This window comes from Cystobacter fuscus (genome assembly GCF_044360685.1).
In the GTDB taxonomy this organism is placed as follows: Bacteria; Myxococcota; Myxococcia; order Myxococcales; family Myxococcaceae; genus Cystobacter; species Cystobacter fuscus_C.
In genome coordinates this window covers 1,542,349-1,564,342 of record NZ_CP043491.1, presented here as the reverse complement: position 1 = coordinate 1,564,342, position 21,994 = coordinate 1,542,349, and the positions used below count along the sequence as shown (strand labels likewise).

At 67.6% G+C, this 21,994-nt stretch carries 18 protein-coding genes; 15 read left to right on the top strand and 3 right to left on the bottom strand.

The window, feature by feature from the left end:
• The first annotated feature begins 6 nt into the window (after nt 1-6).
• The 5 genes from xylB (at nt 7) to F0U63_RS06485 (ending at nt 5,378) form a co-directional block, all read left to right on the top strand.
• The gene (gene xylB, locus F0U63_RS06505) at nt 7-1,476 is read left to right on the top strand and encodes a xylulokinase (protein WP_395844791.1); all 1,470 of its coding nucleotides are present in this window, start codon (nt 7-9) and stop codon (nt 1,474-1,476) included.
• A gap of 31 nt (nt 1,477-1,507) precedes the next feature.
• Complete coding sequence (xylA, locus tag F0U63_RS06500) at nt 1,508-2,824, top strand: xylose isomerase (RefSeq protein WP_395844789.1); 1,317 nt, start codon at nt 1,508-1,510, stop codon at nt 2,822-2,824.
• Nucleotides 2,825-2,871: 47 nt separating this feature from the next.
• Nucleotides 2,872-3,942: a glycoside hydrolase family 43 protein gene (locus F0U63_RS06495; RefSeq protein WP_395844787.1), complete on the top strand. Its 1,071-nt coding sequence runs from the start codon at nt 2,872-2,874 to the stop codon at nt 3,940-3,942.
• A 204-nt stretch (nt 3,943-4,146) separates the two neighbouring features.
• Nucleotides 4,147-4,791 (top strand): glycoside hydrolase family 11 protein, encoded by a 645-nt coding sequence (locus tag F0U63_RS06490; RefSeq protein ID WP_395848328.1) that lies wholly within the window; start codon nt 4,147-4,149, stop codon nt 4,789-4,791.
• 200 nt (nt 4,792-4,991) lie between these two features.
• Nucleotides 4,992-5,378: a nuclear transport factor 2 family protein gene (locus F0U63_RS06485; protein ID WP_395844785.1), complete on the top strand. Its 387-nt coding sequence runs from the start codon at nt 4,992-4,994 to the stop codon at nt 5,376-5,378.
• 86 nt (nt 5,379-5,464) lie between these two features.
• On the opposite strand, the gene F0U63_RS06480 is transcribed toward F0U63_RS06485, so the two are convergent.
• Nucleotides 5,465-6,442 (bottom strand): GlxA family transcriptional regulator, encoded by a 978-nt coding sequence (locus F0U63_RS06480; protein WP_395844783.1) that lies wholly within the window; start codon nt 6,440-6,442, stop codon nt 5,465-5,467.
• 63 nt (nt 6,443-6,505) lie between these two features.
• Between F0U63_RS06480 and F0U63_RS06475 the strand changes: the two genes are divergently transcribed.
• Complete coding sequence (locus F0U63_RS06475) at nt 6,506-7,375, top strand: DJ-1/PfpI family protein (protein WP_395844781.1); 870 nt, start codon at nt 6,506-6,508, stop codon at nt 7,373-7,375.
• A 91-nt stretch (nt 7,376-7,466) separates the two neighbouring features.
• The gene (locus F0U63_RS06470; RefSeq protein WP_395844779.1) at nt 7,467-8,993 is read left to right on the top strand and encodes a tannase/feruloyl esterase family alpha/beta hydrolase; all 1,527 of its coding nucleotides are present in this window, start codon (nt 7,467-7,469) and stop codon (nt 8,991-8,993) included.
• Nucleotides 8,994-9,088: 95 nt separating this feature from the next.
• Here the strand turns inward: F0U63_RS06470 and F0U63_RS06465 are convergent, their stop codons facing one another.
• Both F0U63_RS06465 and F0U63_RS06460 read right to left on the bottom strand, forming a co-directional pair.
• The gene (locus tag F0U63_RS06465; RefSeq protein ID WP_395844777.1) at nt 9,089-9,643 is read right to left on the bottom strand and encodes a transposase; all 555 of its coding nucleotides are present in this window, start codon (nt 9,641-9,643) and stop codon (nt 9,089-9,091) included.
• Nucleotides 9,574-10,587, bottom strand: a complete 1,014-nt coding sequence (locus F0U63_RS06460) for a transposase (protein WP_395844775.1) — start codon at nt 10,585-10,587, stop codon at nt 9,574-9,576. The genes F0U63_RS06465 and F0U63_RS06460 overlap by 70 nt, the downstream gene beginning before the upstream one ends.
• Before the next feature lie 442 nt (nt 10,588-11,029).
• On the opposite strand from F0U63_RS06460, the gene F0U63_RS06455 reads away from it, so the two are divergent.
• From F0U63_RS06455 to F0U63_RS06420, 8 genes are all read left to right on the top strand, one after another.
• Nucleotides 11,030-12,766, top strand: coding sequence for a glycoside hydrolase family 2 protein (locus tag F0U63_RS06455; RefSeq protein WP_395844773.1), 1,737 nt, complete (start codon nt 11,030-11,032; stop codon nt 12,764-12,766).
• A 19-nt stretch (nt 12,767-12,785) separates the two neighbouring features.
• Nucleotides 12,786-13,916, top strand: a complete 1,131-nt coding sequence (galK, locus tag F0U63_RS06450) for a galactokinase (protein ID WP_395844771.1) — start codon at nt 12,786-12,788, stop codon at nt 13,914-13,916.
• A 123-nt stretch (nt 13,917-14,039) separates the two neighbouring features.
• Nucleotides 14,040-15,239: a glycosyltransferase family 1 protein gene (locus tag F0U63_RS06445; protein ID WP_395844769.1), complete on the top strand. Its 1,200-nt coding sequence runs from the start codon at nt 14,040-14,042 to the stop codon at nt 15,237-15,239.
• Between the two features lie 21 nt (nt 15,240-15,260).
• Entirely contained in the window at nt 15,261-16,394 is a 1,134-nt protein-coding gene (gene glf, locus F0U63_RS06440; protein WP_395844767.1) for a UDP-galactopyranose mutase, read from the top strand.
• Nucleotides 16,391-18,742: a family 1 glycosylhydrolase gene (locus tag F0U63_RS06435; RefSeq protein ID WP_395844765.1), complete on the top strand. Its 2,352-nt coding sequence runs from the start codon at nt 16,391-16,393 to the stop codon at nt 18,740-18,742. Before glf ends, F0U63_RS06435 begins: the two co-directional genes overlap by 4 nt.
• Nucleotides 18,669-19,640 carry a UDP-glucose 4-epimerase GalE gene (galE, locus tag F0U63_RS06430; RefSeq protein ID WP_043431253.1) on the top strand — a complete coding sequence of 324 codons (972 nt, stop codon included), beginning with the start codon at nt 18,669-18,671 and terminating at the stop codon, nt 19,638-19,640. Before F0U63_RS06435 ends, galE begins: the two co-directional genes overlap by 74 nt.
• A gap of 103 nt (nt 19,641-19,743) precedes the next feature.
• The gene (locus tag F0U63_RS06425) at nt 19,744-20,613 is read left to right on the top strand and encodes a protocatechuate 3,4-dioxygenase (protein ID WP_395844762.1); all 870 of its coding nucleotides are present in this window, start codon (nt 19,744-19,746) and stop codon (nt 20,611-20,613) included.
• A gap of 100 nt (nt 20,614-20,713) precedes the next feature.
• Nucleotides 20,714-21,970 carry a hypothetical protein gene (locus F0U63_RS06420; RefSeq protein ID WP_395844760.1) on the top strand — a complete coding sequence of 419 codons (1,257 nt, stop codon included), beginning with the start codon at nt 20,714-20,716 and terminating at the stop codon, nt 21,968-21,970.
• Nucleotides 21,971-21,994 lie beyond the last annotated feature (24 nt).

Genomic DNA, 21,994 nt, shown 5'->3' with positions numbered 1-21,994 from the left:
CAAAGCATGTTCATCGGAATAGACCTCGGCACCTCTGAAGTGAAGGTGCTGCTGCTGGACCGTGACCAACGGATCGTGGCCACCGCTCGCGAACCGCTCGCTGTCTCGCGACCGCATCCGCTGTGGTCGGAGCAGGCCCCACAGGAATGGTGGGACGCGACGTGCCGCGCCCTGGATGGGCTGGCCGCTGACCAACCGGCGGCCCTGCGCGCTGTCGAAGCCATTGGGCTGTCGGGCCAGATGCACGGCGCGGTGGTGGTTGATGCGCACGACCGGGTGCTGAGGCCGGCCATCCTGTGGAACGACGGACGCAGCGGCGCCGAATGCGAGGAGTTGATGCGCAAAGCGCCACGCCTTACCGAGCTCGCGGGCAACCTGGCAATGCCAGGGTTCACGGCGCCGAAGTTGCTGTGGCTGAGGCGCCATGAACCCGAGGTATTCGCGCGAATCGCCACCGTCTTGCTGCCAAAGGACTGGCTGCGCCTACAACTGACAGGCGAGAAGGTGAGCGAGATGTCGGACGCCGCGGGGACACTGTGGCTCGACGTTGCCCGTCGCGGCTGGTCCGATGAGCTCCTCGCGGCCTGCGACCTGCACCGGCATCAGATGCCCACGCTGGTCGAGGGGAGCGAGCCGAGCGGGCGGCTCCTTCCGCAATGGTCCAGTCGTTGGGGCATCCCGCGGACCGCGGTGGTGGCGGGAGGCGCCGGAGACAACGCGGCGAGCGCGGTGGGTATTGGCTCCGTGGAGCCGGGCCAGGGCTTCTTGTCGCTCGGCACCTCGGGCGTGCTCTTCGTCTGCAATGATCGCTTCCGGCCCAACCCGCGGTCGGCCGTCCACGCATTCTGCCATGCGCTCCCGCGGCGCTGGCACCAGATGAGCGTGATGTTGTCGGCCGCCAGCTGCCTCACCTGGGCGGCGAAGCTCACCGGACACTCCGACGTGTCGGCATTCCTCGCACAGATCGATTCGCTCCCCCCCGACGCGATGCACCATGCGCCGCTCTTCCTTCCGTACCTGTCCGGCGAGCGCACGCCTCACAACGACCCGAATGCCAGTGGTGTGCTGTTTGGCCTGTTGAACGAACACGCGGCGGCATCGGTGGCGTATGCGGTGATGGAGGGCGTGAGCTTTGGCCTGCGCGATGGCCTGCTCGCCCTGCAGCAGGGTGGCACCACGGTGGAGCGCTTGTCCTTGGTGGGCGGCGGTGCACGCAGCGAACGCTGGGCGCAACTGCTGGCGGACGTGCTCGACCTCGAGCTCGTGACCCATGAAGGCAGCGAGGCAGGTGCGGCCCTCGGTGCAGCCCGTCTGGCCTGGCTCTCCGTGGGTGGCGACGAGGCAGCGGTGTGCCGCCCTCCCCCCGTGGCGCAACGATGGCGGCCTCGCGCGCCCGAGCACCGGCAGTACCTGATGCAACGCTACGAACGCTTCCGCGCGCTGTACCCCGCGCTCAAGCGCCTGAACCCCCGATGAGTTCATCCCGCTGAAAGCAGGAGACCTACTGATGAGCAGCAGCTATTTCGCCGATATCAAGCCAATCCGTTACGAGGGGCCCGAAAGCGACAACCCGCTGGCCTTCCGCTGGTACGACAAGGACCGCATCGTGCTTGGCAAGCGCATGGAAGACCATCTGCGGTTCGCCGTGTGTTACTGGCACAGCTTCGTGTGGACAGGGCTGGACCCTTTCGGGGGCGAAACCTTCTTGCGGCCCTGGTTCACCGGCGGGAGCCCCATGGAGCTCGCGGTGCGCAAGGCCGAGGCCGCGTTCGACTTTCTCAGTCGGCTCGGCGTCCCGTACTACTGCTTCCATGACCGCGATGTCGCGCCAGAGGGCGCCACGCCCCGTGAAAGCCTGTCCAACTTCCGTCACATGGTGGAACACCTCGCCGCACACCAGCAACGCACCGGTGTCAAGTTGCTGTGGGGCACGGCGAACCTCTTCAGCCATCGTCGCTACATGTCGGGGGCCGCCACCAATCCCGATCCGGAGGTGTTCGCCATGGCCGCCACGCAGGTCAAGGCGGCGATCGATGCGACCCTACAACTGGGCGGCGAGAATTACGTCCTGTGGGGTGGGCGCGAGGGCTACGAAACGCTGCTCAACACGGATCTGCGGCAGGAGCTCGACCAGCTCGGGCGTTTCTTGAGCCTGGTCGTGGATTACAAGCACCGTATCGGCTTCAAGGGCACGATCCTCCTCGAACCCAAGCCGCGCGAGCCCACCAAGCACCAGTACGACTTCGATGTGGCAACGGTCTACGGCTTCCTGAAGCGCTACGGACTGGAGAAGGAGGTGAAGGTCAACATCGAGGCCAACCACGCGACCTTGTCCGGCCACAGCTTCGAGCACGAGATCGCCCTGGCCCAGGCGCTCGGCATCTTCGGCAGTCTGGACATGAACCGGGGCGATCCCCAGCTCGGCTGGGACACCGACCAGTTCCCGAACAACCTGCCCGAAACCGCCATCGCGCTCTACTCGGTGCTGCAGGGTGGCGGCTTCACGACCGGCGGGTTGAACTTCGACGCCAAGGTACGGCGCCAGTCGATCGATCCGACCGACCTGTTCCACGGCCACGTCGGAGCCATGGACCTCTGCGCCCGGGCACTCCTGGTCGCGGCGCGCATGATCGAGGATGACCGGCTCGCCAAGGCCGTTCGTGAGCGCTACGCCGGCTGGCGGACATCTTTCGGGCGAGACGCGCTCGAGGGTCGCCTCTCACTGGAAGCGCTCTCCGAGCGCGTGTTGAGCCGTAATGAAGACGTGACTCCGGTTTCCGGACGGCAGGAGGCGCTGGAAAACCTGGTCAACCGTTACATCTGATTGCACCGATCCGACTGAGCTCATCAGTCACAGAGGAGAGAGACGACATGCTGACCAAACTGCGTGCCGCTGCGGTAACGGGGCTGCTGGGCGCCACCGCGGGCGGTTGTGCCACGACCCAACGAGCGACGCCCGCCGACCCGCAATTCCTGAATCAACCGCTGATTTCGAGCATCTACACCGCCGATCCCTCGGCCCACGCCTTCAACGGCCGCATCTATCTCTATCCGTCCCATGACATCGAGGCGGGCGTGCCCGAGGATGACCTCGGCAGCCATTTCGCCATGCGCGACTACCATGTCTTCTCGATGGAGCGCGTCGGGGCGGAAGTCACCGACCATGGCGTGGTGTTGCGGCTCGAGGACATCCCCTGGGCCGGCCGCCAGCTCTGGGCTCCCGATGCCGCATACAAGGACGGCAAATACTTCCTGTACTTCCCGGCCAAGGACAAACAGGACATCTTCCGCATCGGCGTAGCGGTCTCCGACCGGGCAGAGGGTCCGTTCAAGGCCGAGCCGGAGCCGATCCATGGCAGCTTCAGCATCGACCCGGTGGTGTTCAACGATACCGACGGGCAGTCCTACATGATTTTCGGCGGCATCTGGGGCGGCCAACTGCAGCGTTGGGCGACCGGAACCTACGAGCAGAACGGCTCGGTGACCGACCTGAAGCAGCCAGACAAGCCCGCGCTGATGCCCAAGATCGCGCGCATGAACGCCGACATGCTGACGTTCGCCGAGGCGCCACGTGACCTCTCCATCGTCGACGAAGCCGGCAAGCCACTGCTCGGCGGCGATTCCGAGCGGCGCTTCTTCGAGGGCTCCTGGATGCACAAGTACCAGGGCCGCTACTACCTGAGCTACTCCACGGGCGACACCCACCGGCTGGTGTATGCGGTCGCCGACAACCCATACGGACCCTTCACCTACCAGGGTGTCCTCCTGGAGCCGGTGCAGGGCTGGACCAACCACCACTCGATTGTCGAGCACGATGGCAAGTGGTGGCTGTTCTACCACGACACCCAGCTCTCGGGTAAGACGCACCTGCGGAACGTCAAGGTGAATGAGCTGAACTACAATCCTGACGGTTCGATCCGAACGCTCAAGCCGATGCGCTGACGGCGCGGGAACGGGGAGCCACCTGGCTCCCCGTTCTGCTTTCAGAATCAACAGGCTTGACCACGCGGCAAAGCGCATGTAATTGATTGACGGCGCCCTCAAGAGCCACGAACCGACGGCGCCGAGAACAATCAAAAACAGACGTCCTGGGGAGACAAAAAAATGACGCTCACGCGGCTGAAGAAGTTTGTGCTTTCATACGCTCTGCCTGTCGTATTCGCCCTGGCTTCTGCTGGAAGCGCGCAGGCGCAGAGCATTTGCAACAATCAAACGGGCACCCACAACGGGTACTTCTATACGATGTGGAAGGACTCCGGGTCGGGCTGCCTGAACCTGGGTAGCGACGGCAACTACAGCATCAACTGGAGCCTCGGCTCGAGCGGCAACCTGGTGGTTGGGAAGGGTTGGGCCACGGGCTCGACCAACCGGGTGGTCGGCTACAACGCCGGAGTCTTCAACCCCGGCTCGAACGGCTATCTGACGCTCTATGGCTGGTCGACGAACCCGCTGATCGAGTACTACGTCGTCGACAACTGGGGCGGCTTCACTCCGCCCGGCAGCGGCGCCACGTTCATGGGCACCGTCAACACCGACGGCGGCACCTACAACATCTTCCGGACCCAGCGGGTCAACGCCCCCTCCATCGAGGGCACCCGCACCTTCTACCAGTACTGGAGCGTGCGGACCTCCAGGCGCCCCACCGGCACCAACAACACCATCACCTTCGCCAATCACGTCAACGCCTGGCGGAACGTGGGCATGAACCTCGGGACCATGAACTATCAGGTCCTGGCGACCGAGGGCTTCGGCAGCAACGGCAGCTCCAACGTCACGGTCTGGCAGCAGTAGAGCGTGACGTATAGCGGTGATGAAGCGGCTGGTCGGCCACGTGCGTGGAGGGTTGGGGGCACGAGGTGGTGGTGGCCGACCATCAGGTGAACGAACATCTGGCAAGAGTAGACCGAAAGTTGTCAATGACGCCACTGGCGGGGAGCGTCTGTCGCTGCGATATTCAAGCCACTCCACTCGGAGAAAGTTGAAAGGCTAAAATGAGCAGCAAGAAAATGAGCAACAAAGAAATCGTCCTCGCGGCAATGACCGGGCTGTTCATCGACAGGGATCTGTCGGTCCTCGACAAGTATTGGGATCCCGGGTACATCCAGCACAACCCGAGCGGGCCGAACGGGACTGACTTCTTCCGCAAGATGATCCCGAGCCTGAAGGCTGACTTCCGCTACGAACCCGGCCTCGTCATCGAAGACGGCCAGTTCGTGATGATCCACGGTCGATACGTCGGTTGGGGCGACAAGACCATGATCGGCGCCGACATCTTCAAGGTCGTGAACGGGCGCTTCGTGGAGCATTGGGACGTGATCCAAGAGGAGGTCGCCGCCGAAAGGACGGCCTCCGGGAATGCCATGTTCCCGATCAAATAGCCGCGGCCGTCGGTTTCGGCGGGAGCCCTGGCAACTTTCGAATACCCTTTCTTGGGAAAACCAATCGTAGAAGCTCCAGCAGTCCCTCAGACCCGCCGCGGAGCATGCGTCGAAGACCTGTCCACCTCGCGGCGGACCCCTGTCCGCACGACCATCGGCGGCTGACCGGTGAGTCTGACGAACGCGCGTCTCATCCGATCGCCGTTTCCAAACCCGGTGGTCCTCGCGACCTCCTCCAGCGAGGCGGTGCCCGCCTCGATGGACGCGCGCGCGGCCTCGACACGCAGGCGCTCGATGGCCTTGGCGGGAGAAACGCCCGTCTCCCGCGTGAACGCGCGCGTGAATTGCCGCACGCTGAGCGCCGTCTGCTCCGCCAGCGTTTCGACGGAGAGGGGTTCCGACAGCCGTCCGCGCGCCCAGGCCAGCAGGGGCGCGAACCTGTTGTCCGGCGTCACCATGTCCAGCAGCGCCGAGTGTTGGGATTGGGTGCCAGGTCGCCGATGGTAGACGACCATCATCCGGGCCACCTTGCGCGCGAGCTCATCGCCATGATCCCGCCCGATGAGGGCCAGCGCGAGATCGATCCCGGCCACCACTCCCGCCGAGGTCCACACCCCCCGGTCCTCGACGAAGATGCTTTCGGCATCGACGGTGGTCCCCGGGTGACGTCTCTTGAGGTCCGCGACGGACCCCCAGTGGGTCGCGGCACGCCGCCCCTCCAGCAGACCCGCGGCGCCCAGGATGAACGCACCCGAGCACACGCTGGCCACGCGACGACCAGACCGCACCGCGTCCACGAGCGCCGCGAGCAACTCCGGCTGCCGGGCCGCTTTCAGCGGATTCTCCGCCCCCGGGATGAGCAGCAGCTCGCACTGCAGCGCCTCGGCCAGCGGCACCGCCTCCACGACAATCCCTCCCGAACTGGTGACCCGTCCCCCATGCACGGCCGCGAGCTTGACGGAATACGGGGCACCAAAGCGGCCGGCGATCTCGAATGCAGTGGCTGGCCCGGTGGCATCGAGGATCTGGAACCCGTCGTAGACGAGGATGGTGATGCGCGACATCGAGCATGTCCCAAAATGACGGAAGTACGTCCTTTAGGACACGAGCGGGAAGGATTAGTCAAGGTGCATGCCGCGACGGTCGGTGTCGCGCTGAACCAGGAGCGCTGCCCCATGATCAATCGAAGGACGTTGTTGACCCGTCTCGCAGCCGCCGCCGCGCTGCCCGCGACCCTGTTCCGGGCCTCGCCGACGGCCGCGCGCGAGATGGACTCGCAGGTCCCTGGCCAGAAGGCCCAGAAGGGCCAGGAGCAGATCGCCATGTTGCTCTATCCTGGCTTCACGGCCCTGGACTTCGTTGGCCCGTATCACTTCCTGGCGGGCATGGGGAACGTGAAGGTGCATCTGGTCACCAACCAGCCCGACCTTCGCCCAGTCCCGAGCGATGGCGTGCTGGCTATACAGCCAACAGTCACGATGGCCGACTGCCCGACCCACCTGACCGTTCTCTTCACCCCCGGCGGCACGAAAGGAACGCTGGCGGCGGCTCGTGACGGAGCGACGATCGACTTCATGCGCCACGGCGCGTCCCGGGCCACCTATGTGACCAGCGTGTGCTCCGGCTCCCTGATCCTCGGGGTCGCTGGCGCCTTGCACGGCAAGCGAGCCACCTCGCATTGGTCTGTCCTTCCGTTGCTGTCCCAGTTCGGGGCGACGCCGGAAAGGAGCCGGATCGTCCAGGACGGCCATGTGATCACGGCAGCAGGAGTCTCGGCCGGCATCGATTTCGGCATTTCGCTGGTGATGAAGCTCCGGGGAAAGAAGGTGGCCGAGCAGAGGGTGCTGCTGGCCGAGTACGCACCCGAGCCGCCCTTGAACGGCGGTACGCTGGAAACGGCGCGTCCGGAGATCAGAGAGTTGTCGACGGCGAGCCTCGCGGAGTTCGTCGCGGACGCCAGCACACTCCGTCGCTGGACCGGTGAACCCTCCAAATAAGCCACGAAGGGCCGGAGGGCCTCGACGAAACGCCTGTATTTCAGACCTCGGCAGTACTCTGTTCGAACGAACCAAGACCCAGGAAGACATCATGAGCGAACGAAGCAAGATGAAGCAGAGGGCGGTGCCAGTGGTGGCGGTGACACTGATGCTCGGAGGCTGCACCACCCCGCCGCCAACGCGCCCCGAGGAAACAGCCCAGCAGCGCTGTGATCGCCTCGGCGAGAAGACCTTCGAAGGCGCCAGCATCACCGAGGCCACGCTCGTCGCCGCCTCCAGCACCCTGCCCGAGTACTGCAAGGTCACCGGCAAGCTCCCCGCCGATCTCCAGTTCGAGGTGCGCCTGCCCACGGACTGGAACGGGAAGACGCTCTACTCCGGAGGCGGTGGCTTCGACGGCGTGATTTCCCCCACGGATGTCTATACGGCGCAGGGCTACGCCGCCATCGCCTCCAACGGCGGCCACACCGGCGAGGTCTTCGACGGCTCCTTCGCCCAGGACCCCGAGAAGCTCGCGGACTTCGCCGACCGCTCCATCCACCGGGTGCTGCCCTTCGCCAAGGACATCATCCGCGAGCGCTACGGCAGGAACTCCGAGAAGACCTACTTCGAGGGCTGCTCCAACGGTGGCCGCGAGGCCCTCATCCAGGCCCAGCGCTGGCCCGACGACTTCGACGGCATCATCGCCCGCGCCCCCGCCTACAACTTCGTGGAACTGATGATTGCCTTCAACCGGAACTTCCAGCAGTTCTCGAAGCCCGGCGCCCTCCTCTCCACCGCCAAGCTCGCCACCCTGGGCAAGGCCGTGCTCGACGCCTGTGACGACAAGGACGGTCTCGTCGACGGCATCATCTCCCACCCGGCCGCCTGCCAGTTCGACCCCGGCACCCTCCAATGCACCGGCGCCGACCAGGACACCTGTCTGACGGCGGAGCAGGTCGCCTCGGCCCGCACCCTCTATTCCCCCATGCGGCTCAACGGCTCCGTCATCAACGAGGGCTGGCCCGCGGGCGGTGAGGCGGACCCCGGAGGCTGGGCCCCATGGATGACGGGCGACGGCAATCCCTCCCAATCGGCCGGCGGCATCTTCGGACGCGAAATCGTCCGCTACTTCATCACCCGGGACCCCAATTACGATTCCCTGACCTTCGATCCCCAGGCGTGGCAGCCGCGCATCGCCGAGGTCTCCGCGCAGGTGTCCGCCCACAGCGCCAACCTCGAGCGCTTCCGTGCCCGGGGCGGCAAGCTCATCCTCTGGCACGGCGGCACCGACGCGGCCATCTCCCTGAATGGCACGACCGCCTACTACCAGCGCGTGGTGCAGGCCTCCGGCGGACAGGCCGCGGCGGACTCCTTCGTCGAGTACTTCCCCGCCCCCGGCGTCAACCACTGCATGGGCGGCGCCGGCGCGGACACCGTGAACCTGCTCCCCGCGCTGGAGAACTGGGTGGAGAAGGGCGTCGCGCCCTCCAGCGCGAACCTCGTGGCGACGAAGGTGGATCTCCAGACCGGTGCACAGCTCCTCGCCCGGCCCCTGTGCAAATACCCCCTCTATCCCCGCTACAAAGGAGAGGGAGACCCCGCCTCCGCGGCGAGCTTCACGTGCGTCGCTCCCTAGGAGCTTGTCGGCGAATCGGCTAGGAGCACGTCCGAGCGTAGCAGGCACCAGGAGGTGCCTGTCTCCGCGGCTCGACGGGCGTGGGGCCCCGCCCGTCAGGCGGGCTGCGCCACCAGCACGGGCAACTGCCTGCCCTTGCGCCACAGCTTCTTGAGGTTGTGCACTGCGCACGCCAGGGAGAATTCTCCGCTTACCTTGTGCAGACCCCGCAGAGAGAAGCGCGGCAGCGTCCCATTCTTCACCTGCCCGATGACGGGCTCGGCCGTCACCTTGCGTCGGGCATAGGCCGCACGGCCTCGCTTCGTCAGCAGCTTGCGCTGCATCCGCCCCTTGAAGCTCAAGTCCTTGGGCGGGCGTCCGCGGGGTGCCGCTTCTGGCTCCTGTCCGTGCTTGGAGCGGCCCGTGGCGACAAAGCACTCCACTGCCTGGGCCTGCACCTTCTCTATGTCTTCCTGGCACAAGTAGCCCGAGTCCGCGCTCAACTGCACGGGCAACAGCCCCGTGTTGTCGCGCGTCTGCTCCACCATCGGCTCGAGCTGCCGCGCATCGTTGCCGCTCTGCCCCACCTGCTGCGCCACTATCAATTGGCTGTCCGCGTCCACCGCCACCTGCGCGTTGTAGGACTGCTGGAAGCTGCCTGCCCGGGGCATGATTCTGGAGTCCGGGTCGGTGAAATTGCGCTGCGCCTTCTCGCCAGGCCTGGCCTCCTCGGGGTTTTCTCCCGGGCCTCGGCCTTCTCCCGGGCCTCCTTCTCCAAGTCCTTCTTGGCCTGGCCAATCTTCTCCCGGCGCTTCTTCTTCTGCGCCGCCAGCTCGCGCTTCTTCTCCGCCTCCAGCTGACGTGCCGCCTGCCGCAGACGCTCGGCCCGCTTCTCTGGATTCTTCAGCTCCTCGGGCAGCTCGTCCCCGCGCCTGCCCTTGCCGTAGCGCTTGTCCTCCTCGGCATCCAGTGCCGCGGCCTGCTCCAATAGCCTGTCAATCTGCTCGTCCAGCTTCTTCATGGCCTCCTCCATGCGTCCGTAGCTCATGGCCTTGTGCTTGCTGGCATTGGCTTTCACCTTCGTGCCGTCCACCGACACATGCCCCAGCTTCTTGAGCCCCGAGCCGCGCGCCAGTCTCAGCGTGTCCACGAAGAGCGCGCGGAAGGCTTCCAGGTGCCTCACCCGGAAGGCGCAGACCGTGTCATGGTCGGGCCTCCCTCCTCCCGTCAGATAGCGGAAGGCGATGTCCGTCTCGCACCGCCTCTCAATCTCCCGGCTGCTCGTAATGCCTCGTGCGTACGCGTACATGAGCAGCAGCGCCATCATCACCGGGTGGTAGGCCGGCTGGCCGCACTCCTTCGTGTACGCACTCAGGATGGGGCTGAAGTCGAGCGCCTTGCGCAGCTCGACGAAGAAGCTCGCCAGGTGTCCTTCTCCCAGCACCTCCCGCGCATACTGCGGCAGCAACTGCCCCTGCTCCGGTTGCCACTCCCGGAACGGCCTCGGCGAGCTGAACCGGGCGGAGCTCTTCGTCTCCTCCCGCCTCGGCTTCTCCTTGGTGGCTACTTCCAACAGCGCGGCCTGCTCCGGCTTCTTCGTCGACGGGGTGCTCACCCTCCACCTTCAACCAGAACTCGCCTCCCCTCTGAAGGACCACCTGGGGCATCACCCCTCCGGCCCACCCTCTACGGTGGGATTCTCCGACAAGCTCCTAGAAGAGGAGCCCACGCTCGCTCCTCTGCGCTCCTCCTGAGATGGCCCCGATCCCGCCGGGTTGCTTCACGACCGGGCGGGAGCGCGGAGTGACTCCCCGTCAACACGGGGTGCCTACCCTTGCCGCATGGGTAGCCAGGACTCGACGCGTACCGCCAAGACAGCCCCTGGACCGGGGGCCCTTGTACCGGAGGCCACACCCACTCCCGAGCCATGGGCGGGAGTGGCGGAGGAAGCAGCCACTCCCCTCCGCGGTTATCCCCGCCCTCAATTAAGGCGCGCGGCATGGTGCCCCCTCAATGGCACCTGGGACTTCGCGATCGATCCCCTCGGGCGATGGACCGTGCCCTCGGAGGTGAGCTGGAACACGCGCATCCGCGTGCCCTTCGCTCCGGAGACGGAACGCAGCGGCGTGGGCGACACCGGCTTCTACCGGGCCTGCTGGTACCGCCGCGCCTTCGAGCCGCCCACGCTCGGCGCCCAGGAGCGGCTGGTGCTGCACTTCGGCGCGGTGGACCACGCGGCCACCGTCTGGGTCAACGGCTCGCGCTGCGCGCACCACGAGGGCGGCTATACGCCCTTCAAGGTCGACATCACCGATCTGCTCCACCGGGACGGCCCCCAGGAGCTCGTCGTGCGCGCGGAGGATGACCCGGCTGACCTGGCCAACCCCCGGGGCAAGCAGGACTGGCAGCTCGAGCCCCACTCCATCTGGTACCCGCGCACCACCGGCATCTGGCAGACGGTGTGGCTCGAGCGCGTCCCCACCACCCGCGTCGAGGGCCTGCGCTGGACGCCCAACCTCGCCCGCTGGGAGCTGGGACTCGAGGTGCACATCGAGGGCGCGCGCCCCGATGGGCTGCGGCTGGACGTGAAGCTGAGCGTGGGGGACACCCTGCTCGCCCGGGACTCGTACACCGTGGTGCTCGGCGAGGTGTACCGCCGCATCGCCCTGTCCGACCCCGGCATCGACGACTTCCGCAACGAGCTGCTGTGGAGCCCCACCTCGCCCACGCTCATCGACGCCCGCATCGAGCTGCGCGACGCCAACGGCCAGCTCATCGACGCGGTGGACAGCTACACGGCCCTGCGCGCCATGTCCGTGCAGGGCGACCGGTTCGTGCTCAACGGGCGGCCCTACCCCATGCGGCTGGTGCTCGATCAGGGCTACTGGGACGGCTCGGGCATCACCGCGCCGGACGACACGGCGCTGCGGCGCGACGTGGAGCTCGCCCGGGCCATGGGCTTCAACGGCGTGCGCAAGCACCAGAAGATCGAGGACCCGCGCTACCTCTACTGGGCGGACCGGCTGGGGCTCATCGTCTGGGAGGAGATGCCCAGCGCCTACCGCTTCACCCGCCAGTCCGTCGAGCGCGTCACGCGCGAGTGGCTCGAGGTGCTCGCGCGCGACTACAGCCACCCGTGCATCGTGGCGTGGGTGCCGCTCAATGAGTCCTGGGGCGTGCCCAACCTGCCGGACAACGTCGCCGAGCGGCACTACGTCCAGGCACTCTTCCACCTCACCCGCACCCTCGACTCCACCCGCCCGGTCATCGGCAACGATGGCTGGGAGAGCGTGTCCACCGACATCATCGGCATCCACGACTATGACTCCGACCCGGAGCAGATCGCCCAGCGCTACCACTCGCACGAGGTGCGTCCGCACCTGTTCCAGCGCGAGCGTCCCGGCGGGCGGGTGATCGTCCTCGACAACCATCCGCACGTGGACCACCCGCTCGTGCTCTCCGAGTTCGGCGGCATCGCGATGGCGCGGGGCGACCAGCGCGAGTGGGGCTACACCCAATGCCGGGGGCCCGAGGAGCTCGAGCAGCGCTACACCGCGCTGCTCGCCGTGGTGCGCTCGCTCAACCTCTTCGCGGGCTTCTGCTACACGCAATTCGCCGACACGTACCAGGAGGCCAACGGGCTGCTCTACTCGGACCGCACGCCCAAGTTCCCCCTGGAGCGGATCGCCGCCGCCACGCGGGGCCCGCGCTTCTCGAGCGACATCCCCATGCCTCCCGCCCCGTCCGGGCGCCCCCGTCCCACCACCGAGTCGGGCGAGCCCGCCGGAGCCTGAGCCCACGAGAGGAACGGCGATGAAATCCCCCCAGGCTGATGCCCCCCGCTTCGAGTCCCTCTTCGGCCGGCCGCCCAAGGTCCAGGTCCGTGCCCCCGGCCGGGTGAACCTCATCGGCGAGCACACCGACTACAACGGCGGCTTCGTGCTGCCCATGGCCATTCCCCAACACACCGAGGTGCACCTGGCCCCGCGCGAGGGCCACACGGTGCGCGCCTTCAGCGCCAACCTCGGCGCCCAGGGCCAGGTGGACGCGTACGAGCTCGGGCAGGAGAAGCGCGGCCGGGGCTGGCTCGACTACGTGCAGGGCGTCACCCACGTGCTGCGCGCGGAAGGCCACGTGCCCGGGGGCTTCGACCTGTGGCTGCGCTCGGACGTGCCCGTGGGCAGTGGCCTGTCCTCGAGCGCCGCCCTCGAGGTGGCGCTGCTGCGCGGGCTGCGCGAGGCCTTCGGCCTGCCATTGGACGACGTGCGCATCGCCCTGCTGGGACAGAAGGTGGAGTGCGACTTCGTCGGCGCCCCCGTGGGGGTGATGGATCAGATGGCCTCCAGCCTCGCGGACACGGGTGCGGCGCTCTTCCTCGACACCCGGAGCCTGAAGTACGAGCGCGTGCCGCTGCCCTCGCGGGTGGAGCCCATCGTCATCAACTCGGGCGTGACGCACAGCCACTCGGGCGGCGACTACCGGGTGCGCCGCGCCGAGTGTGAGCGCGCCGCGAAGCTGCTCGGCGTGGAGCAACTGCGCGACCTGCCCGACGCGGAGCTGCCCCGCGCCCTCGCCCTGCCCGAGCCGCTCGGCCGGCGCGTGCGCCACGTGCTCACCGAGAACGCGCGCGTGCTTCAGACCGTGCGGGCCCTGCGGGAGGGAGACGTGGCCGCGCTGGGACCCCTGCTGTACGCCTCCCATGCCTCGCAGCGCGACGACTACGAGGTCTCCGTGCCGGAGATCGACTTGTTGGTGGATCTCGCCCGCACCGAGCCCGACGTGCTTGGGGCCCGGCTGACGGGGGGTGGCTTCGGCGGCTCGGTGGTGATGCTGGCACGCACGGGCACGGGAGCTGACGCGGCGGCTCGCATCGCCACCCAGTACGCGAAGCAATCCAAACACCAGGCAACCGTGCTCGTCCCAGAGCCCTCGTCCGGTCGCTGATCCCCGACAAGCACCAGGCAAGAGGGCGAACGCCACTCGTCCTCATGGCCAGTAGGTGTGCCGAAGTGGAGTGCCCACTGTCTCCCGCATGAACCGACTGGTGATGGGTGCATGGAGGGGCGCATGACGTTCAAATGGAACACCGATGGGGTGGACAGCGTGGTCAGCAGCCACGAGCTGCCAGATCTGGTGTGCCTGTCGCACCTGCGCTGGAACTTCGTCTTCCAGCGGCCGCAGCACCTGCTCAGCCGCTTCGCGCATGAGCGCCGGGTGTTCTTCTTCGAGGAGCCCCTCTACGACAGCCAGGAGCCCCAGCTCCACGTCACCCGCTCGCCCGAGGGCGTCTGGGTGGCCGTGCCGCACCTGCCCGAGAGACTCGACGAGCAGCGGGCCATGGCCATGCAGCAGTTGCTGCTGGACGAGCTGCTCACGCGCCACGCCGTGCGGCATTACGTGAGCTGGTACTACACGCCGATGGCGATGGGGTTCTCGCGCCATCTCGAGCCGCTGGCCGTGGCCTACGACTGCATGGACGAGCTGTCCGCCTTCCGGGGCGCGCCTCCCGCGCTGCTGCACCGCGAGGCCGAGCTGCTCGTGCGCGCGGACGTGGTCTTCACCGGCGGCCAGAGCCTCTACGAGGCCAAGCGGGACCGGCACCCGAACGTGCACGCCTTCCCGAGCAGCGTGGACGTGCCGCACTTCGCCACCGCGCGCGGCAACGTACAGGAGCCGGCGGACCAGGCGTCCATTCCCCATCCACGGCTCGGCTTCTTCGGCGTGGTGGACGAGCGCATGGACCTGGAGCTGCTCACGGCCGTGGCCGACGCCCGCCCCGACTGGCAGCTCGTCATCATCGGCCCGGTGGTGAAGATCGACCCGGCCAGCCTGCCGCGTCGGCCCAACCTGCACTTCCTGGGCGGCAAGAACTACAAGGAGCTGCCCACGTATCTGGCCGGTTGGGACGTGGCGCTGCTGCCCTTCGCGCGCAACGAGTCCACGCGCTTCATCTCACCCACCAAGACGCCCGAGTACCTCGCGGCGGGCAAGCCGGTGGTGTCCACGTCCATCCGCGACGTGGTGCGCCCCTACGGGGAGATGGGACTGGTGCGCATCGCGGACACGCCCGAGGACTTCGTGCGCGCCTGCGAGGAGGCCCTCGCCGAGAACCACGCCACGTGGCTGCCCCGGGTGGACAAGCACCTGACGACGATGTCCTGGGACAGCACCTGGTCCCGGATGAAGGCCCTGCTCGACGCGGCCACGCGGCAGCGGCGCGAGGAGACCCCGGTTCGAGTGGAAGCGTTGAGCGAACAGACAACCTGACGAACAGCGAGGACGGCAGACATGTTCGACTACATGGTGGTGGGGGCGGGGTTCGCGGGAAGCGTGATGGCCGAGCGGCTCGCGAGTGTCCATGGCAAGAAGGTCCTCATCGTGGAGAAGCGGCCGCACATCGGCGGCAACGCGTACGACCACTACAACGACGACGGGGTGCTCGTGCACAAGTACGGCCCCCACATCTTCCACACCAACTCGCAGGACGTCTTCGACTACCTCAGCCGCTTCACCGCGTGGCGGCCCTATCAACACCGGGTGCTGGCGAGCGTGGATGGACAGTTGATGCCCATCCCCATCAACCTCACCACCATCAACCAGTACTTCGGGCTCAACCTCACGGCCTTCCAGGTGGAGGAGTTCCTCAAGTCGCTCGCGGAGAAGCGCGAGACGATCCGCACCTCCGAGGACGTCATCATCAGCAAGGTGGGCAAGGAGCTGTACGAGAAGTTCTTCCGCAATTACACGCGCAAGCAGTGGGGCCTGGATCCGAGCGAGCTGGACTCCACGGTCATCGCCCGCATCCCGGTGCGCTCCAACCGCGATGACCGCTACTTCAGCGACAAGTACCAGGTCATGCCGCTGCACGGGTACACGCGCATGTTCGAGCGGATGCTGGATCATCCCAACATCAAGGTGATGCTCAACACCGACTACCACGAGGTGAAGGACCTCATTCCCTACCGGGAGATGATCTTCACCGGCCCGGTGGACGAGTACTTCGACTTCTGCTTCGGCAAGCTGCCCTACCGCTCGCTCAACTTCCGCCACGAGACGCACAGCACGTCCCGCTTCCAGGAAGCGCCGGTGGTGAACTTCCCCAACGAGTACCCGTACACGCGCTGCACCGAGTTCAAGTACCTCACCGGCCAGGAGCACCCGAAGACGAGCGTCGTCTACGAGTACCCCACCGCCGAGGGAGATCCGTACTACCCGGTGCCCCGTCCGGAGAACGCCGAGCTGTACCGCAAGTACGAGCAGCTCGCGAAGGACACGCCGGGCGTCTTCTTCGTGGGCCGGCTGGCCACGTACAAGTACTACAACATGGACCAGGTGGTGGCGCAGGCGCTCACCCTGTGCACGAAGATCATGGGCATGCGCCGCCGGGAGCTGCTCGACATGCAGGTGGAGGGGCACGCGTGAGCCCAGCCTCCAAAAGACCCGCGGGCCTCCCCGAGCTCTGGGGAGGCATCGAGGGCACGGTCAACCGGGTGGGGGACCGGTACTTCGATCAGATGCGGCGCAGCGGCCACTGGGAGCGCATCGAGGATCTGGACCTCATCGCGTCGCTGGGCATCCAGGCGCTGCGCTACCCGGTGCTGTGGGAGCACGTGGCGCCGAACGGCCCCCACCGGGCGGACTGGACGTGGCCGGATGCGCGGCTCGCCCGCCTGAGGCAGTTGGGGGTGCGGCCCATCGTCGGGCTCGTGCACCACGGCAGCGGGCCGAGGCACACGAGCCTGGTGGACCCGGCCTTCCCCCTCGAGCTCGCTCGGTACGCGCGGGCCGTGGCGGAGCGCTACCCGTGGGTGGAGGACTACACCCCGGTCAACGAGCCGCTGACCACCGGGCGCTTCAGCGGGCTGTACGGCCACTGGTATCCACACGGCAAGGACCACCCCACCTTCGCGCGCACGCTGATGGTGCAGTGCCGCGCCATCGTGGAGGCGATGCGCGCCATCCGCGAGGTGAATCCCCGGGCCCGCCTCATCCAGACGGAGGACATGGGGCGCACCTACAGCACGCCGCACCTCGCCTACCAGGCGGAGTTCGAGAACCACCGGCGCTGGCTGAGCCTGGACCTGCTCTGCGGGCGCGTCGATCGCCAGCATCCGCTGTGGTCCCACCTGCTGGACTGGGGGTGCTCCGAGGCGGAACTCGGGTGGTTCCTCGACAACACCATGCCCCCGGACGTGGTGGGCATGAACTACTACATCACCAGCGACCGGCTGCTCGACGAGCGGATGGAGCACTACCCGGAGTGGTCGCACGGCGGCAACGAGCGCGACCGCTACGCGGACGTGCACGTGGCCAGCGTGTGGAAGGACGCCATCTCCGGGCACCGGGACGTGCTCGCCTGGGCGTGGGAGCGCTACAAGCTGCCCGTGGCCTTCACCGAGGTGCACCTGGGCTGCACCCGGGAGGATCAGCTGCGCTGGCTGGGTGAGGCGTGGGACGCCGTGTGCTCGCTGCGCGCGGAGGGAGTGGACGTGCGTGCCCTCACCGTGTGGAGCCTCCTGGGCGCCTATGACTGGAACACCCTGGTGACGGCCGACCGCGGCTTCTACGAGCCCGGCGTCTTCGACATGCGCTCGTCCCGCCCTCGTCCCACGGCGCTGGCCTGGATGACGCACGCCCTGGCCAGACGTGGGCACTATGAGCATCCGGTGCTCGCCTCGCCCGGCTGGTGGCGGCGCGACGAGAGGGCCGAGCCCCACTTCGCCGCGAGCCTCCACGGAGACAACCCGGTGCCCTACAAGACGTATGTGCCTCCCCGGCGCGCGGGCACCGGGCAGCCCCGGCCCGTCCTCATCTCGGGGGCGACGGGAACGCTGGGGCGGGCCTTCGCCCGGCTGTGCACGAGCCGGGGCATCGCCTTCCGTCTGCTCTCGCGCCAGGAGATGGACATCGCCTCACCGCGGTCGGTGGAGAGCGCCATCGCGCGCCACCAGCCCTGGGCCATCATCAACGCCGCGGGCTACGTGCGCGTGGATGACGCCGAGGTGGACGCCGAGCGGTGCTTCCGGGAGAACGCGCTCGGCCCGGAGATCCTCGCCGCCGCCTGCCGCGCGCACGACGTGCGGCTGATCACCTTCTCCTCGGACCTCGTCTTCGGTGGAGAGCAGCGCTCGGCCTACCTGGAGAGCAACCAGGTCCAACCGCTCAACCAGTATGGCCGCAGCAAGGCGGAGGCCGAGCGCCGGGTGCTGGAGCGGATGCCCGACGCGCTGGTGGTGCGCACGGGGGCCTTCTTCGGTCCCTGGGACACCTACAACTTCGTCACCCTCGCGCTCGGGACGCTCGCGCGCGGAGAGCGGTTCGCGGCGGTCAATGACGTGGTCGTCTCACCCACGTACGTGCCAGACCTCGTACACACCTGTCTGGATTTGCTGCTCGACGAGGCCAGCGGCGTCTGGCACCTCACCAACGCGGGCGAGGTGACGTGGGCGGAGTTGGCCACCCATGCGGCCCGCGTGGCCGGGCTGAATCCGAGCCACGTGGAGTCACGTCCCCTGGAATCCTTCGGGTGGGCGGCGCCCCGGCCGCGCTACAGTGCCCTGGCGAGCGAGCGCGCCCAGCTCATGCCACCCCTCACCCAGGCCCTGGAGCGCTACCTCGTGGAAGACGAAATCAAGCCCGCGCGAAGGCCGGCCGGAGGGGGCCGGACAGCCTGCGCGGTCTGTGGAGGAACAGTCGATGAAAGTCATGGTGACGGGCGGTGCCGGCTACATCGGGAGCGTGGTGACGGAGGAGTTGCTGCGGGGGGGTGACGAGGTCGTCGTCTACGACAGCCTCTACAAGGGCCATCGGGAGGCGGTGGTGGAGGGCGCCAGCTTCGTGAAGGGCGACCTGCTCGACACCGAGCTGCTGCGTGGCACGCTCATCCAACACAAGGTGGAGGCGGTGGTGCACATGGCGGCCGACTCGCTGGTGGGCGAGTCGGTGAAGGCCCCCGCGAAGTACTACCGCAACAACGTCCTCGGAGGGCTCAGCCTGCTGGACGCCATGCGCGAGGCGGAGGTGAAGTACCTCGTCTTCTCCTCCACCGCCGCGGTCTACGGCGAGCCGGCCAAACAGCCCATCGAGGAGAGCGATCCCACCCAGCCCACCAACCCCTACGGCGAGACGAAGCTCGCCTTCGAGCGCGCCCTGCGCTGGTACGACGGGGCCTATGGGCTGCGCTACGTGAGCCTGCGCTACTTCAACGCGGCCGGCGCCACGGAGCGCTGTGGCGAGCGCCACTCGCCCGAGACACACCTCATCCCGCTCGTGCTCCAGGCGGCGGTGGGGCAGCTCCCCGAGGTCACCGTCTTCGGTGACGACTACCCCACCCCGGATGGCACCTGCGTGCGCGACTACATCCACGTGGTGGACCTGGCGCAGGCGCACGTGCGCGCCCTGCACGCGCTGGCGGAGGGACACGAGAGCGCCATCTACAACCTGGGCTGCGGCGGGGAGGGCTACAGCGTGAAGCAGGTCATCGACTGCGCCCGCCGCGTCACCGGACGGGACATTCCCGTGCGCAAGGGGCCGCGGCGGCCCGGGGATCCCGCGGTGCTCATCGCCAGCTCGGCGCGCATCATGCGCGAGCTCGGCTGGCGCCCCGCGCACCAGAAGCTCGACGCCATCGTGGAGTCCGCCTGGCGCTTCATGCAGAACAAACGCTGACGCACGCGCCCCGGGCAAGGCGAGGGCGTTCCCGTCTGGGAACACAGCGTTGCTCGCGCGAGGGCTAGTGGCCCGTCGGGGGAACGGGCTACTTCCCTCGAACATGACCAAGAACATGACGCGCCGGCAGGTCCTCGAGGGCCTCGGCTTGACGATGATGGCCCTCCCCCTCGGCCAGCTCCTGGCCTGCGGTGGCGGGGCGGCGGAAACGGCCTGGGCGACCGGGGGCACCGCCGCGATGACGGGCGCCAGTTCCTATCCCAACCCGTTCGCCTCCGCCTCGGGCACGGTGTGCAAGCTCACGTGTGAGCAGATCCAGGGCCCCTGCTACGGCGCCACGTTGGTGCGCAAGGACATCAGCGAGGGACAGAACGGCCTGCCCGTGCGCCTCGCGCTGCGCGTGTTGGATGAGGCCTGCAAGCCCATCCCGGGCGCGACCGTGGACATCTGGCATGCCGGACCGGCGGGCGTCTACTCGGGCGAGGACCAGCACCCGTTCTGCAATCCCGACAACGCCGAGGCCCGCGCCGGGCGGTGGTTCCGGGGCGTGCAGACGACGGACGCCGACGGCCGGGTGGACTTCGATACCTGCTTCCCGGGCTGGTACTCGGGCCGGGCGATCCACATCCACTTCATCATCCGCATCGGCGACACCGCGTCCGTGACATCCCAGCTCTACTTCGAGGACTCGCTCAACGACGACATCCTCGACACCCAGGCGCTCTACAACACGCGCGGTGAGCGCGACACGCGCAACACGGCCGACAACATCGTCGACCAGGGTCAACTCGGGGACTTCACCCTCCAGACCCGGAAGATGACGGATGGCGCGCTGCTGGCCTGGAAGACCCTCATCGTCCGCTCGTCCGCCAGCACGCCCTCGTGCGAGGCCAACAGCCAGACCATGAAGGAGCTGATCAACTCCGGCGTCGATCCCAACGACGCCAGCACCTTCCCGCCCGGCTTCCCGTAGGCGCTTCACCTGCGCGAGGCGGAGGCACCACCGGGGTGAAGTGTCGACCATCCCGGAGGCCCCGGCTCACGGGAGCACGGACCCGGCTATGCTGGGGCCCATGACTCCCGTCCGATCGTTCCGCGACCGCTCCTGGCACCAGGCACGCCAGTTGGGCCATGCCCTGCTCGCCCTGACACTGGGGCCCTGGTGCCTCGAAGCGGCGGCGGCCCCCGCGCAGGCCAGGGTCTCCGCCCAGTCCCCCTCGTCCTCCGTGCTCCTCACCCGCGCCTGTGAGGCCCTCGAGGCCGGAGATCTGGACGGCGCGGAGGGCCACATCCTCACCTTGCGCCAGACCCTTCCCGAGCGCCCCGAGCCGCGCCTGCTGGAGTCACTCCTCGCGCTCAGGCGCACCCGGCCCTCCCTGGGCTGGCGAGAGGCCTTCCTCCAGGCCTGGAATGGCATCGGCCGGCCCGACTTCAGGGACTCCCCCCTCCTGCCGGAGGACCCTCAAGGCTCGGATCCGTTCACCGCGACGCCCCTCGAGAAGGTCTGGAAGAAGGAACTCTCGGCCGAACAGCGCTTCCTGCTCGCGATCGCCATGCACCCCGCGGATGCCGAGCGGGCCCGAGCCCTCATCGCCTACCTTCCCGGACTCACGACGCCCGAACTGCTCAACCCCATCGCCGAGCAGCTCAAGAGCGACCGTCTGCCCGTGCCGCTGCGCGACCAGCTCCGAGCCGCCCTGCGCGCTCGCCTCACCGCGCTCATCGCCGAACATCCGGAGTCCATGCAGTTGCGTGCCCTGCTCCTCCTGGAGGGCACCAGCGAACGGGCGCCCTTCACGGCTCGGGAGATCGAGGAACTCGAGACCCTTTCCCAGTTGTCCGACTGGCGCCAGAGCGATTTCCACTCGCTCTACCAATCCACCCTGCGTCAATTCGAGGCCATCGGCGTGTCCCCCGCGGACAACCATGCGTACACGGTCTCCGTCCTCGGGCTGGCCGACACCGCGCCCTGGCTGCTCCAGTCACGCGCCGAGCACTCATGGGACACGCTCACGCCCACCGAGCGCCAGCGCCTGGGCGAGGCCATGTGGCGCGTCGGCTCGCGCCTCGCCGACGAGTCCTCCATCCTCGAGCGGCTCCTGGGACTCCAGCTCATGAAGAAGGCCGCCACCGGGATGGGGGACGAGGAGCGCCTGCGGCGGATCACCGAGTGGAGGACCGAGGAATACGCCACCTACTCCGCCTTCCAGAGCGCGGAGCCCACCCGCTGGCCCCTGCCCTCCCTGTACAAGGCGATGACTGAATCCTCCATTCGCGACGAGGTGGCGCACATGCACGCCTTCCGCGCGCCTGAAGCCGACACGCGGTAGGCACGAACCCGGGAATGGCTCGGA

What these genes read in the sequence shown, in the direction of transcription:
- xylB (WP_395844791.1), top strand. Translation starts at nt 7, where the DNA reads ATGTTCATCGGAATAGACCTCGGCACCTCTGAAGTGAAGGTGCTGCTG.
- xylA (WP_395844789.1), top strand. Translation starts at nt 1,508, where the DNA reads ATGAGCAGCAGCTATTTCGCCGATATCAAGCCAATCCGTTACGAGGGG.
- F0U63_RS06495 (WP_395844787.1), top strand. Translation starts at nt 2,872, where the DNA reads ATGCTGACCAAACTGCGTGCCGCTGCGGTAACGGGGCTGCTGGGCGCC.
- F0U63_RS06485 (WP_395844785.1), top strand. Translation starts at nt 4,992, where the DNA reads ATGAGCAGCAAGAAAATGAGCAACAAAGAAATCGTCCTCGCGGCAATG.
- F0U63_RS06480 (WP_395844783.1), bottom strand. Translation starts at nt 6,442, where the DNA reads ATGTCGCGCATCACCATCCTCGTCTACGACGGGTTCCAGATCCTCGAT.
- F0U63_RS06470 (WP_395844779.1), top strand. Translation starts at nt 7,467, where the DNA reads ATGAGCGAACGAAGCAAGATGAAGCAGAGGGCGGTGCCAGTGGTGGCG.
- F0U63_RS06465 (WP_395844777.1), bottom strand. Translation starts at nt 9,643, where the DNA reads ATGCCCCGGGCAGGCAGCTTCCAGCAGTCCTACAACGCGCAGGTGGCG.
- galK (WP_395844771.1), top strand. Translation starts at nt 12,786, where the DNA reads ATGAAATCCCCCCAGGCTGATGCCCCCCGCTTCGAGTCCCTCTTCGGC.
- F0U63_RS06445 (WP_395844769.1), top strand. Translation starts at nt 14,040, where the DNA reads ATGACGTTCAAATGGAACACCGATGGGGTGGACAGCGTGGTCAGCAGC.
- glf (WP_395844767.1), top strand. Translation starts at nt 15,261, where the DNA reads ATGTTCGACTACATGGTGGTGGGGGCGGGGTTCGCGGGAAGCGTGATG.
- galE (WP_043431253.1), top strand. Translation starts at nt 18,669, where the DNA reads ATGAAAGTCATGGTGACGGGCGGTGCCGGCTACATCGGGAGCGTGGTG.
- F0U63_RS06425 (WP_395844762.1), top strand. Translation starts at nt 19,744, where the DNA reads ATGACCAAGAACATGACGCGCCGGCAGGTCCTCGAGGGCCTCGGCTTG.
- F0U63_RS06420 (WP_395844760.1), top strand. Translation starts at nt 20,714, where the DNA reads ATGACTCCCGTCCGATCGTTCCGCGACCGCTCCTGGCACCAGGCACGC.